Raw genomic sequence first — 14,185 nt, 5'->3', positions numbered from 1 at the left:
ATGCAATAATAGACTCTTTGGCTTTACACATTTAAATTACTCTCTGTAAAAAGATCCCTCGGCTTCAGGCGGGATAAGCAGCCTGCATCAATTTTTCTGCATTGCTTTTGAAAAATCACAACAGAAGACCCTTCGACTTTGCTCTTCGACCAAGCCCAGTGTAACACTTAGGGTAAGCGATTCACACACTTATTCAAAAAAAGAAAAAGTGGTTCTCTGGTAGACCCTTCGGCTTCGCTCAGGGTAAGCGATATTCTCAATTTTCAATGCGCTTTGCTTTTGAAAATTGGAATCCTGCTTACATATTTCGTCTATACTGTCCTCCTACTTCAAACAAAGCATTGGTAATTTGCCCTAAAGAGCACACTTTACAGACTTCCATTAAAGCTTCAAAAATGTTTTCGTTATGTATCGCTTTGGTTTGTAAATCTTTTAACAAGGCTTCTGTATTATTAAACATATGAAGATTTTCCAAAGTTTTTATCTGGACTTGCTTCTCTTCTTCGGTAGCTCGAATCACCTCAGCAGGTAACACGGTGGGTGACCCTTTACTGCTCAAAAAGGTGTTAACGCCAATTATAGGCAGTGTACCATTGTGTTTTAAGGTTTCATAATATAAGCTCTCCTCTTGAATCTTACTGCGTTGGTACATGGTTTCCATCGCGCCTAATACGCCTCCTCTTTCCGTAATTCTATCGAACTCCACAAGCACGGCTTCTTCTACCAAATCGGTTAATTCTTCAATAATAAAAGCGCCTTGGGTTGGATTTTCGTTTTTGGCCAATCCTAATTCTTTATTTATTATCAATTGAATTGCCATGGCACGACGTACCGATTCCTCGGTTGGGGTGGTTATCGCTTCATCGTAGGCATTGGTATGTAAAGAATTACAATTATCGTAAATAGCATATAATGCTTGTAACGTTGTTCTAATATCATTAAAATCGATTTCTTGGGCATGTAAACTTCGTCCAGAGGTTTGAATATGGTATTTCAGCATTTGTGCCCTTGGATTTGCTCCGTACTTATACTTCATCGCTTTAGCCCATATTTTACGGGCTACACGGCCAATAACCGCATATTCTGGGTCGATACCATTTGAAAAGAAAAATGATAGGTTTGGTCCAAACTTATTAATATCCATTCCCCTACTCAAGTAATATTCCACATACGTGAATCCGTTTGATAGGGTTAAAGCCAATTGCGTGATGGGATTGGCTCCAGCTTCGGCGATATGGTAACCTGAAATGGATACTGAATAAAAGTTTCTAACATTGTTTTTAATGAAATACGCTTGTACATCCCCCATGAGGCGTAGTGCAAATTCTGTTGAAAAAATACAGGTATTTTGTGCTTGGTCCTCTTTTAAAATATCGGCTTGCACCGTGCCCCTAACTTGGGCTATGGTCTTTAACTTTATCTCTTGATATACTGCTTCTGGCAGCACTTGATCTCCCGTTACTCCCAACAACATTAACCCTAAACCGTCGTTTCCTTCTGGTAAAGCACCATTGTAGTTGGGACGCTCCTTGCCTTTATATAACTTAGCTATTTTAGCTTCAACGTCTTGTTCCAGTCCATTTTCTTTAATGTAAATTTCACATTGTTGATCGATTGCAGCATTCATAAAAAAGCCAAGCAGCATAGGGGCCGGACCATTTATAGTCATACTCACCGAGGTCATTTCATCGGCTAGATTAAACCCCGAATACAATTTTTTGGCATCATCCAAGCAGCAAATGGAAACTCCTGCATTTCCTATTTTTCCGTAAATATCCGGACGATAATCTGGATCACTTCCATACAGCGTCACACTATCGAAAGCTGTTGACAACCGTTTGGCAGGAATACCTTGACTCACATAATGAAACCGCTTATTGGTGCGCTCTGGCCCACCTTCACCGGCAAACATTCTGGCAGGATCTTCATTGGTTCGCTTAAATGGGTATATCCCTGCTGCATATGGGAATTCCCCAGGAACATTTTCTTGTAATACCCAACGCAATATATCGCCCCAAGCTTGATATTTCGGCAAGGCTACCTTAGGAATTTGCAAATGCGATAAGGACTCAATATGTGTTTCTACTTTTATATTCTTATTACGAACTTTAAAACTATAAACTGGATTTTTATATCTATTAACCTTGTCTTCCCAACCTATAATGATCTCCCAGTTTAATGGATCTAGATTAAGTTTTACACGATCAAATTCCTTAAATAGTAGTTTTAAAAGCTGCATTTGGGATTCCCCTTCTGGTTGCTTGTCTTCCTGCATATGGCGAAGAATCTCATCATGTTCAATGCCGTGTATTGAAAGAAAAGATTGCTTCGTTTTACTCGCAATGACAGATAGTATGGTTTTATAAATACCATAGAGTTTTTGGGCAACTTCGGCTTGCAGTGAAACTTTGGCATCGTATGCTCTATTGTTTTCTGCTATTTCCGACAGATAACGTGTTCTATGTGGCGGAATAACAAAAATCTTTTCACTCATTTCCTCCGAGACTTCAAACTTTGATATTAGATCGGCATAAGCTTTTTCAACCAAAGTATCCATTACCGCTCTATATAGCTTGTTCATCCCAGGATCGTTAAATTGTGACGCAATAGTACCATATACTGGTAAATCCTCCTGTGCTTTATCCCATAAATTATGGTTACGCATGTATTGCTTTTTTACATCGCGTAAGGCATCTTGGGCGCCTCTTTTGTCGAACTTATTAATAGCCACCAAATCGGCAAAATCCAACATATCAATTTTTTCTAATTGAGTAGCTGCACCAAATTCTGGAGTCATCACATAAAGCGACACATCGCTATGCTCAATAATTTCGGTATCCGATTGGCCAATACCCGATGTTTCTAAGATGATTAAATCGTACTCGGCAGCTTTTAAAACAGCTATAGCTTCATTAACATGCTTGGATAAGGCTAAATTAGATTGACGGGTTGCCAAACTACGCATATATACACGAGGGTTATTAATGGCATTCATACGAATTCTATCGCCTAATAGTGCGCCTCCCGTTTTTCGTTTAGAGGGGTCTACCGAAATAATGCCAACGGTCTTTTCTGGGAAGTCCAATAAAAACCGACGCACCAACTCATCAACCAAACTCGATTTACCTGCGCCCCCTGTACCTGTAATGCCTAAAACTACACCCCTCTTATCTCCTCCAAAGGGGGAAGCTCCTTCTTCTTCTTTAAAAAAGAACTCTTCAAATTCCTTATGGTTATTTTCAGCTAATGAAATTAGTCGTGCAATAGTGTTGATGTCTTTTTTCTTCAGAAGCTCTATAACACCCTCCTCTTTGGGGAGGGTTGGGGTGGGGCTATCCGATTGCTCAACCAAATCGTTTATCATCCCCTGCAAGCCCATTTCGCGTCCATCATCAGGAGCGTAAATACGGGAAATGCCATAATCCATTAATGCTTTGATTTCCGAAGGCAAAATAACGCCGCCACCGCCACCAAAAATTTTAATATGTCCTGCACCTCTTTCCTTTAAAAGATCGTACATGTACTTGAAATACTCATTATGCCCACCTTGATAAGAGGTTAAACATATGGCATTAACATCTTCTTGAATAGCTGTGTTGACGACTTCCTCTACACTCCTATCGTGTCCCAAATGAATGACCTCAACACCAGTGGCCTGAATAATTCTACGCATAATATTTATGGAAGCATCATGACCATCAAAAAGTGATGCTGCGGTAACAATTCTAACTTTATTTTTTGGATTGTATGGAGTCTGTTGATTCATTCGTAAAGAATATTCATTTTTAGCACTGCAATTTACGAAATATTCAAAAAAACCAATCATTTACATAAAATTTTCTAAAACCAAATCAACAATTTATTCATAACTTATTTTTAGGCTAAATTTGAACGCAATCCACTAAAAACCTTATGAATAAGATCACCATTTTAATTCACTGTAAAGACCGTCCCAATATTATTGCTTCGGTCACCAATTTTATTGCAGAAAAAGGAGGCAACATTGTGTATATCGATCAACACGTAGATAGACAACAGGACATCTTCTTTATGCGATTGGAAAGTGAATTTGCTTCTGAAACATTTATCACCGAAGGCTTTAAAGATTCATTTAAAACTAACCTAGCTGAAACTTTTGGTATGCGTTGGCGTATCTATTCTTCGGAATCCAAACCTAAAATGGCCTTGTTCATTTCTAAATATGATCATTGTTTATATGATCTATTGGGACGTTACAATTCTGGGGAACTCAATCTTGAAATCCCTTTCATTATTAGCAACCATAACGATTTAAAACCCATTGCTGATAGTTTCAACATTCCATTTTATCACATTCCGATAAATAAAGACAATAAGGCTGAAGCTGAAAATCGGCAACTGGAATTATTGGAAAGCCATCAAATCGATTTTATAGTTCTAGCACGTTACATGCAAATTGTTTCCCCTAAGCTAATCAATAAGTACCCCAATAAAATAATTAACATACACCATTCGTTTTTACCTGCTTTTGTGGGCGCTAAGCCCTACCATTCGGCTTTTAATAGAGGGGTTAAGATTATTGGAGCCACCAGCCATTATGTCACAGAAGAATTAGATGCCGGTCCCATTATTGAACAGGACGTTACCCGAGTGACCCACACCCACTCTATTCAAGACTTAATTGCTAAGGGGCGCGACTTGGAAAAAATTGTTCTGGCCAATGCCGTAAAACTACATGCCGAAAGAAAGGTTATGGTTTACAATAACAAAACGGTTATTTTCTCATAAACTAAAATTACTGCCTTCCCTAGCAAAATGATAGCCCAAACTTTGGATACTATCCTTTAGCGGATGAGAATCTTTAAGTGCCGGGTTGGTATGGTTTAAATGAATAAAGTAAATTTTTGATTTGGTTTCCATTGCTTCCTTTTCAAAAAGTTTAACGGTTTCCTCAATAAACGGATGTGGAATTTCATTCATTGGCCTAGGCACTTCACCATCTTTAAAAAAAGTAGCATCCAAAAATGCAAAATCTACTTTTTTAACCTCATCTACAATTTGCTTTTCCCAAACATGCCACTTATTAATATCCGGAATAAACAACACCGATTTGTCCTTTCCTTCAATTCTATACCCTACAGTTTCTGAAAACTCGTCGCGATGAGGCACAATAAAAGGAGTCACTTTTAAATTGGAGTTTAGAACTATTGTTGAATCCTGCTTAATTAATTTTAAAGCGATATTATTTAAGCTATCCAATTGTTTCCAGGGTTGGTTGTTTTCTATAAAGGCCTTCATTTTTGGCATGGCATAAACAGAAATGCTTTTGGCATTCATGGCTTCCCTACCAAATTGCATAATACCTGTATAATGGCCTATATGGGCATGGGTTAAAAACACGCCATCTATAACTTTTCCATTATTTAAATGATTCGCTTTTAAGCTTTCAAGCTGTGCAGTAATATCTGGCGTAGCGTCAAAAATCCATTTTTGCTTTGTCTCTAAATCGATTAACCCTAAACTAGACACTAATTTCTTTTGTTCCGTGCCACTATAAAACGATTTGCAACACGGTTTTTCGCAATCTATTTGTGGAAAACCGGCATCTTGTGCCACTCCCAAAACAGTAATATATTGACTTGGTTTAGCTGTTTCTGTCAAGATGGATTCCGTTTCTTTTTGCTTATGCTGACAGTTACATAACAAATAAAAAATAGCGAGTAATAGTATGTGGATCCTTTCCATATTATAAATTACATATCTTTATAGCTTTGTTAAAGATATAAAACCCCATGTATTATGATTCGTAAATTCTTAACCTTATTACTTATTTTTAATTTAACGGCTTGTGCCGAACTACAACAAGTGGTTAATCAGTTACCACAAGGCGGTGGTCTTTCCCAAGCCGATATTGCAGCTGGTTTAAGGCAGGCTCTAGATTTTGGAATAGACAAACAAGTAACCAAACTAATCCAAACCGACGGGTTTTATAAGAATGAATTGGTTAAAATATTATTACCTGAAGAACTTCGTAAAGTAGATAAGGGTTTACGGGATATTGGCTTAGGCAAATTAGCCGATGAAGGTTTGAAAGTACTTAACCGAGCTGCCGAAGATGCCGTTAAAGAAGCAACTCCCATATTTGTTGACGCCGTTAAAGGTATTACGTTTGCTGATGCCAAACAGATTTTATTAGGTAATGACGATGCCGCTACGCAATATTTAACATCTAAAACACAAACGGCGCTTTATGATAAATTCCATCCCGTTATCAAAAATTCGTTTAGTAAAGTAGGTGCTGATACTATTTGGGCCAACCTAATCAATAAATACAATAACATTCCTTTTACCTCTAACGTTAACCCCGATTTAACTGATTATGTTACTGGCGAAGCACTAGAGGGCGTGTATACCATGATAGCCGTTGAAGAAAAAGAAATTAGGACCAAGTTTGCCTCCAGAACCACCGATTTATTGAGGAAAGTTTTTGCCTTGCAGGACTAGAACTTAAAGCCTTCTATCACGAAGGCTTTATTCATTTTTTTTATAGAGTCCGTTAAAAACAACTGTCACATCCTTATCATTTGTTATAGTTTCCCAGTATTGCCTAACAGAACCGTCATTATGCTTAGTCCATGTAATTTTATGATAAAAGGGTTCTCCTTTCTTGTTCTTGGCCACGTCTGTTTTTAAAATCATTTGATTACCAACCCTATTTCCTTTTAAATGCAAGCTCCCTCCTTGGTTATCAACCCAAATTTGCTCCCATTGTTTCGTTGCACCATTGTAAAAATTAAGACTAGTTCCTGTAAAGCCTCCCTTGGCGCTAGACCAATTTTCTCTTAACACGCAACGGTCTTGAATCTTTTCGATAATATTATACCCCGCTAACGTGCCATCTGGTTTTGTAACTGTCCATTCACCAACCCAAAAATCGAATTCAGTATGGTTTTCAGAACAGCATTTACATTGTTGGTTCTGTGCATTTGCATAGCTTATAAACATAAAAACAATTAAAACCCTAAAAATGCCTATCATCTGGTAATCATTTGTGGTTAGTTGCTTCAATTTATAAAATACTTTCAAAAGCAATAAAACATTAACAAAACTTTACCTTTACTCAAAATTCTTCTTCCATTCTTCAAAAAGGAGCTTCTTAGCTTTTAGTTTACAATTAAAAACACTATATTTAATAGCTTGTTAATCAGTTAATAAATGAGCAAAATAGAATCCATAAGATCCAACCAAGCGAAGCTCTATAAACAATATAGAGCGCTTATTGAACAAGCTTATAATTTTAGGCAAACGGATTCTGCTATTAGTGATATTTCAGAATATAAGGCCATAAAACTTCTCAACAAGCTTAATAAGCTTAAATACCTGGTCAGGGAACAGTCGCAGTCAGCTCAATAATTAGCAATATCTTAACATCTTCATTACATCCAAATCATGTGAAAATGCGTATTTTACTTAAAAAACAAGTTATGAGTACACATTTTTGTAGAGTAGGCAGAATAAAGCCTAACCTCAACAAGCCAATTAGTTTAAAAGATTTGGAAAACCTTATTGCAAACTTTGTTGAAGACAAAACTAAGCTAGACCTTTCTGAAGATCTAAACGTAGCGATTTAAAGTATGCAAAGGCTTTTGTGAGTCTTGATCCATACCAGGAAAATTGTTCACCATCAACTAAAACCACTTTAGCGTTAGGACAAAGTTCTTGAATCTCTCTTTTATGCACTTCTTTAAACGGAAAGGGTTCTGAGGATAATAAAATATAGTCTGCAACCCTATCTTGCATGTTCACTTCTGGATAACGTTCTAAATCATCAAATACATTCTTAAACTTATTCAGCTCCAGCATATGGTTTATAAATGTATGGTTTGCTGCCACCATATAGGGATTCTTCCAAATACAATAAGCGACATTTAAAACAGGTTTTTCTTTTATAAAGACCTTGAAATCTTCGACCTTATTCTTTATCTCATTCGTTAGCTTTGATGTCTCTTTTTTACAATCGAAAATTTGACCGTATTGTTCCATCAATTGCAAACTGTCCACAATGGTATTCACATCTGAAACATGTACCTCACAAATCGATTCGCAAGCTTCTACAATTGCTTTTGTATTCTCCTCTTTATTACAAAGAATAATATCTGGCTTTAAGGCTTTTATTTTATCAAAATGAACCTGTTTTGTTCCTCCTACTACAGCTGCTTTTTTTCTAATATCCCTTGGATGCATGCAAAATTTCGTTACACCCACAACTGCCGTTTCCAAACCCAGATCACAAAGCAATTCGGTTTGACTAGGCACCAAAGACACAATACGTTTTGGAATTTTATTTAAATGGAGTGTTCTTTGAAGTTGATCTTTTATGGGGTTTGTCATTGCGGCGAAAATTTACAATGTTTTGTGGCAATCTCAATAATATTCAAGCAGATTCCCACGTCGTTCGAACATCTATTGGGACTCCTAGAAATGACGCTTCAATTCTTCAGCCATTTGCTGCTGAAGTTCTTGGGCTTTACCCGCAGCCGCTTCAGCGAAATCAGCTTCATTAGATGCATAAATAATACCGCGTGAAGAGTTTATAAGCAACCCTACATTTTTACTCATACCATATTTACAAACCTCTTGCAAGTTTCCGCCTTGCGCCCCCACTCCGGGAACCAACAAAAAACTATTTGGAACAATCTTTCTAATATCGGCCAAATATTCAGCCTTAGTCGCCCCTACCACATACATTAAGTTCTCTGAATTCTCCCAGGTCTTAGAAGTTTCCAACACTTGCTTGTAAAGCTCTTTCTCTTCAATAGTCTTCGTTTGAAAATCGAACGCCCCTTGATTGGATGTTAAGGCCAAAAGAATGGTGTGTTTATCTTGAAAGGCCAAAAAAGGCTCTACCGAATCTTTGCCCATATATGGTGCAACGGTAACGCTATCGAATGCCAAATCTTCAAAAAAGGCCTTGGCATACATGCTACTGGTATTACCAATATCACCACGTTTGGCATCGGCAATGGTGAAAATTTCTGGATGGTTTTCGTTTAAATAGTTAATGGTCTTCTCTAAGGATTTCCAGCCCTTTAGCCCATACGCTTCATAAAATGCCGTATTGGGTTTATAGGCTACGCATAAATGGTGTGTTGCATCTATTATGGCTTTGTTAAAGGCAAAAATAGGGTCGTCTCCCTTTAAAAGATGTTGGGGTATTTTATTTAAATCGACATCCAATCCTATACAAAGAAAGGATTGCTTTTTTTTAATTTCTGAAATGAGCTGGTTAGTTGTCATACTCTTTTTTGCAACGAACCTGTCTGAGACAGGCAGGTTCACTAATAAATTCTCTAGATATTTACATATTAGTGATTATCCTAAATCACATCATCACCTGCTTTTAACTTCTCGGTATTTTCTGCAAGTTGTAATTCGTCTATAATCTTTTGGATATCACCATTTACAATGTTCTGCAAATCGTAAAGCGTTAGACCTATTCTATGATCTGTTACTCGACCTTGCGGATAGTTATAGGTTCTAATTTTAGCACTCCTATCTCCAGAACTCACCATACTCCCCCGTTTAGCCGCATCTTCCTCCTGCTTCTTGGCCAACTCTAAATCGTATAATCGCGAACGCAATACCCTAAAAGCTTTTTCCTTGTTCTTATGCTGTGATTTTTGATCCTGACATTGTGCCACCAATCCTGTTGGTATATGCGTTAAACGTACCGCGGAATAAGTGGTGTTAACCGATTGCCCTCCAGGCCCCGATGAACAGAAATAATCTATACGCACATCCTTAGGGTCTATTTCCACATCAAATTCTTCTGCTTCCGGAAATACCATTACCGTGGCCGCACTGGTATGTACACGCCCTTGGGTTTCGGTTTGTGGTACACGTTGTACACGGTGTACTCCAGCTTCAAATTTTAGGGTACCATAAACATCGTCGCCAGTAACTTCAAACTGAATTTCCTTGAATCCGCCATTGGTGCCTTCGCTAAAATCTACCGTACTTACGTTCCAACCTCTACCTTCACAATATTTGGTGTACATTCTAAACAAATCTCCCGCAAAAATACTGGCTTCGTCCCCACCGGTTCCAGCTCGTAACTCTACCACCGCATTTTTGGCATCTTCAGGATCTTTAGGAATCAACAACAATTTAATCTCTTCTTCAAGCTTAGGAATACCATCTTTAGCTTCGTCGTATTGCATTTTGGCCATCTCTACCATTTCCGGATCACTACCATCTGCAATGATCTCTTCTGCCTCTGCTAAATTATTGGTAAACGCTATATATTCCTCGCGCTTATCCATAAGAATACGTAAATCTTTATATTCTCTGTTTAATTCGATATAACGCTTTTGATCTGAAATAATATCGGGTTGGATAATTAAATCGCTAACCTCATCGAAACGTTGTTTTATTATTTGTAATTTCTCTAACATCTGCCTTTTTAATTGGAGACCAAAAATACGATAATTTATGAATTCTTAATATTTACAGCCTCTTGATATCTACAATTGTTAAAATATTTATTTATTTGAACCGTTATTAATATCATGATGCATAAATTATCATCAATATTTGTGTTTTACAAGCGGTTTATGCTTTATTCATTTGTGCTTAGCATGGCCCTACTTCCCCTTTGTAAAAATGAAATATTTTTGGTGCAGGCGATAAAACTCTTTTTAGTTGGTTTTCTATGGTACTTTATTAATGAAACCAAGGCCAAGCAAACCTTTGTTTTATATAAAAATTTGGGAATATCCCCATTTTTACTATTTTTAGTTTTTTACATTATCGATTTATTTTTAACACTACCCATTCTGCTAATACTTAAAGAGTTTACATGATATTTGAAATCGACAACGTTGAGCTTTACTTTAAAAGCAAACGCATTTTAAATGGCATTTATCTCAAGGCGGAAACTGGGAAAATCACTGGGATTTTAGGGAGCAATGGTTGTGGCAAAAGCTGTTTGCTTAATATTGCTTTTGGCAACCTAAAACCTAAATACAAACTTATAAGAATAGATCACAAACCTATTTTGAAACCACTTTACCGAACAAATCTTGTTGCCTATTTACCACAACATTATTTTATCCCTAATAGCTTAAAAATTAAAGCAGCTTTTAAACTTTTTAGAGTAAACTGGTCTGAATTTGTAAACCATTTTGAAGATTTTTCAATCTTTAGAGATACAAAATTTGGAAAACTATCCGGGGGTGAACGGCGAATAATAGAAATCTATATTACCCTAAAAAGCAACAAAAAGCTCATCTTGTTGGATGAACCTTTTTCTCATGTTGCACCATTGCACATCGACAAAATTAAAACCTTGATATCCCAAGAGAAAAAGCAAAAAGCCATTATAATTACCGATCATATGTATAGGCATATCATCGACATTTCAGACGCTATTTACCTAATAAAAAATGGTAACACAAAACTCATTAATACACTTACTGAACTTGAGGATTACAGGTATTTAAGCGTAGGGGCTTTATTTGAATAATTTTTAAAAAACCTCCTCGACTTCAATTTCTTGTATGAAGTTGAAGCCACTCCTCCTTGCATAAGGAGGAGAGCTATTGCTTTTAAAGTTTAATTTGGACTTTACTTTATTATCTATCCACACTTAGAAGACCCGCAGTCCTTACAGGTTAAACAGCCTTCCTGGTAAATTAAATTTTCCGACTTACAACTATCACATCGTTGGCCTTTGGCTTTAGTGCCATCTTCAACATAACGTTTTAGGGCACGAACCACACCATTTTTCCAGGTATTGATAGATGCACTGTCCAATTGTAAGCTATTGATTAAATCCACTATTTTATCAATAGGCATCCCATGGCGCAAAGTACTGGAAATTAACTTAGCGTAGTTCCAAAACTCTGGATTGAATTTATGCGACAGGCCTTCGATAGTCGTTTTGTAGCCTCTTGTATTTTTATACTGAAAATCGTAACGCGATGTACCATCCTCGTTTCGGTTTTTAATGATAAGCCCCGTATTCACCCAACGCGGAATTAAAATGCCGTCTTCATCATCGGCCAAACCAGTAAATACCTCATAGGGTTTTTCATCAATCAACCCTATAAAGGCAATCCACTTTTCCTTATTGTTTTGGAAACGCACCACATCGGCTTCCAAAACTTGTGGGCGTTTTTTAGGAAAAGCCGTTAGGATATTATTTGGTTCTTCCTCTTTTTTCTCGTCATTGGAAATCAATACACCAGAACGCGAACCATCCCTATACACGGTAACTCCTTTACAACCAACCTCCCAAGCTTTTAAATAGAGGTCTCCTACCAAATCTTCGGTAACATCGTTTGGTAAATTAATGGTTACACTAATAGAATGATCCACCCATTTTTGAATGGCCCCTTGCATACTCACCTTACTTAGCCAATCCACGTCGTTGGATGTGGCTTTGTAATAAGGCGATTTTTCTATTAAACCGTTAATCTCTTCCTGGGAATAATTTTTAGAGGCATCTATACCATTAACTTCCATCCATTGTTTAAATCGGTGGTGAAACACCACATACTCTTCCCAAGAATCACCTACTTCATCAACAAAATCTATGCGCACCTCTTTATCGTTGGGGTTCACCTTTCTTCTTCGTTTATAAACTGGCATAAAAACAGGTTCTATACCCGAAGTGGTTTGCGTCATTAAACTAGTGGTTCCCGTGGGCGCTATAGTCAATAGCGCTATATTACGGCGTCCATATTCCAGCATTTCGTAATACAATTTTTCGTCGGCTTCCCTTAAACGTTGTATAAACGGGTTATCTTTTTCGCGTTCGGCATCAAAGATTGAAAATGCACCACGTTCTTTTGCCAAATGTACCGACGCTCGATAAGCCGCTATCGCAATGGTTTTATGAACTTCTAACGAAAACGCATTACCTTCCTCACTTCCATAGCGAATACCCAAAGCAGCCAACATATCTCCTTCGGCAGTAATTCCCACACCTGTTCGTCTACCTTCTAGAGCCTTGGTTCTTATATTGACCCAAAGGTTACGCTCTATAGCTTTCACTTCGTCTGACTCTGGGTCTTGATCGATCTTTTCTATAATATTATCAATTTTTTCAAGCTCCAAATCGATAATATCATCCATAATACGCTGTGCAAAAGCTACATGCTTTTTAAACAAGTCAAAATTGAAGGTCGCTTTTTCCGTAAAGGGATCTTCTACATATGAAAACAAATTGATAGCGAGCAACCTACAGGAATCGTAAGGGCATAACGGAATTTCCCCACATGGGTTTGTAGACACTGTTTTATAGCCTAAATCGGCATAACAATCGGGTACCGACTCATTAATAATGGTGTCCCAAAATAGAATGCCCGGTTCGGCTGATTTCCATGCATTGTGTACTATTTTTTTCCAAAGACTTTTGGCATTGATTGTCTTAGACACCTTAGGGTCCTGGCTAAAAACAGGATATTTTTGCACATAATCTGTCCCTTCTTTTACAGCCTTCATAAAACCGTCATCAATCCTAACCGATACATTGGCTCCCGTAACCTTTCCTTGCTCTAATTTGGCATTGATAAAATCTTCGGAATCTGGATGGTTGATAGACACCGATAACATTAGCGCTCCTCGCCTTCCGTCTTGCGCAACTTCCCTTGTTGAATTGGAATAACGCTCCATAAAGGGCACCACGCCCGTTGATGTTAAAGCCGAATTTTTAACCGCCGATCCTTTGGGACGAATATGGGATAAATCGTGTCCTACACCACCACGCCGCTTCATAAGCTGCACCTGCTCCTGGTCTATCTTCATAACCCCTCCATAAGAATCTGAATTACCAGAATTACCAATCACAAAACAGTTTGAAAGCGATGCTATTTGATAGGGATTTCCAATCCCTGCCATAGGGCTGCCTTGGGGCACTATATATTTAAAATCTTTAATGAGATTAAAAATATCTTCTTCTGATAAAGGATTGGCATATTTTAGTTCAATTCGGGCAATTTCTTTAGCGATACGACGATGCATATCATTAGGGGTCAACTCATAAATATTACCTTTCGAATCTTTTAAGGCATATTTATTAAGCCATACCCTAGCCGCTAAATCATCATTTTTGAAGTATTTTAAAGACGCTTCAAAAGCCTCATCTTGTGTATAGGTTTTTGATGAAGATTGAGCCAGTTCTGCTTTCATAAATTTGTTGGAG

11 protein-coding genes are annotated in these 14,185 nt (G+C 37.6%); 4 read left to right on the top strand and 7 right to left on the bottom strand.

Features of this window, described 5'->3' with window-relative positions; genetic code table 11:
* Positions 1–298: 298 nt before the first annotated feature.
* Positions 299–3,766 (bottom strand): methylmalonyl-CoA mutase family protein, encoded by a 3,468-nt coding sequence (locus MR062_RS08705; RefSeq protein WP_242203758.1) that lies wholly within the window; start codon positions 3,764–3,766, stop codon positions 299–301.
* Positions 3,767–3,912: 146 nt separating this feature from the next.
* On the opposite strand from MR062_RS08705, the gene purU reads away from it, so the two are divergent.
* A complete protein-coding gene (gene purU, locus MR062_RS08700) occupies positions 3,913–4,767 on the top strand; it encodes a formyltetrahydrofolate deformylase (RefSeq protein ID WP_242203757.1) in 855 nt (284 codons plus the stop codon).
* On the opposite strand, the gene MR062_RS08695 is transcribed toward purU, so the two are convergent.
* On the bottom strand, positions 4,762–5,640 hold the full coding sequence (locus tag MR062_RS08695) for an MBL fold metallo-hydrolase (protein ID WP_242203756.1): 879 nt from the start codon (positions 5,638–5,640) through the stop codon (positions 4,762–4,764). The two genes, purU and MR062_RS08695, sit on opposite strands and share 6 nt — an antisense overlap.
* Positions 5,641–5,778: 138 nt before the next feature.
* On the opposite strand from MR062_RS08695, the gene MR062_RS08690 reads away from it, so the two are divergent.
* The gene (locus MR062_RS08690; protein ID WP_242203755.1) at positions 5,779–6,483 is read left to right on the top strand and encodes a DUF4197 domain-containing protein; all 705 of its coding nucleotides are present in this window, start codon (positions 5,779–5,781) and stop codon (positions 6,481–6,483) included.
* A 27-nt stretch (positions 6,484–6,510) separates the two neighbouring features.
* On the opposite strand, the gene MR062_RS08685 is transcribed toward MR062_RS08690, so the two are convergent.
* Positions 6,511–7,047: a hypothetical protein gene (locus MR062_RS08685; RefSeq protein ID WP_242203754.1), complete on the bottom strand. Its 537-nt coding sequence runs from the start codon at positions 7,045–7,047 to the stop codon at positions 6,511–6,513.
* A 147-nt stretch (positions 7,048–7,194) separates the two neighbouring features.
* On the opposite strand from MR062_RS08685, the gene MR062_RS08680 reads away from it, so the two are divergent.
* On the top strand, positions 7,195–7,392 hold the full coding sequence (locus MR062_RS08680) for a Lacal_2735 family protein (protein ID WP_242203753.1): 198 nt from the start codon (positions 7,195–7,197) through the stop codon (positions 7,390–7,392).
* A 177-nt stretch (positions 7,393–7,569) separates the two neighbouring features.
* Here MR062_RS08680 and MR062_RS08675 read toward each other — a convergent pair whose 3' ends face one another.
* The 3 genes from MR062_RS08675 to prfA form a co-directional block, all read right to left on the bottom strand.
* Entirely contained in the window at positions 7,570–8,370 is an 801-nt protein-coding gene (locus MR062_RS08675; RefSeq protein ID WP_242203752.1) for an ABC transporter substrate-binding protein, read from the bottom strand.
* Between the two features lie 84 nt (positions 8,371–8,454).
* On the bottom strand, positions 8,455–9,276 hold the full coding sequence (pyrF, locus tag MR062_RS08670; RefSeq protein ID WP_242203751.1) for an orotidine-5'-phosphate decarboxylase: 822 nt from the start codon (positions 9,274–9,276) through the stop codon (positions 8,455–8,457).
* An 80-nt stretch (positions 9,277–9,356) separates the two neighbouring features.
* Positions 9,357–10,433: a peptide chain release factor 1 gene (gene prfA, locus MR062_RS08665; protein ID WP_242203750.1), complete on the bottom strand. Its 1,077-nt coding sequence runs from the start codon at positions 10,431–10,433 to the stop codon at positions 9,357–9,359.
* Between the two features lie 404 nt (positions 10,434–10,837).
* On the opposite strand from prfA, the gene MR062_RS08660 reads away from it, so the two are divergent.
* Positions 10,838–11,503, top strand: a complete 666-nt coding sequence (locus tag MR062_RS08660) for an ATP-binding cassette domain-containing protein (RefSeq protein ID WP_242203749.1) — start codon at positions 10,838–10,840, stop codon at positions 11,501–11,503.
* A gap of 113 nt (positions 11,504–11,616) precedes the next feature.
* Here MR062_RS08660 and MR062_RS08655 read toward each other — a convergent pair whose 3' ends face one another.
* Positions 11,617–14,172 carry an adenosylcobalamin-dependent ribonucleoside-diphosphate reductase gene (locus MR062_RS08655; protein ID WP_242203748.1) on the bottom strand — a complete coding sequence of 852 codons (2,556 nt, stop codon included), beginning with the start codon at positions 14,170–14,172 and terminating at the stop codon, positions 11,617–11,619.
* Between the last annotated feature and the right edge of the window lie 13 nt (positions 14,173–14,185).

Source organism: Aestuariivivens insulae, assembly GCF_022662195.1.
In the GTDB taxonomy this organism is placed as follows: domain Bacteria; phylum Bacteroidota; class Bacteroidia; order Flavobacteriales; family Flavobacteriaceae; genus Aestuariivivens; species Aestuariivivens insulae.
Note: the sequence above shows the minus strand (reverse complement) of the source record. Positions and strands in the feature narration are given on the sequence as shown.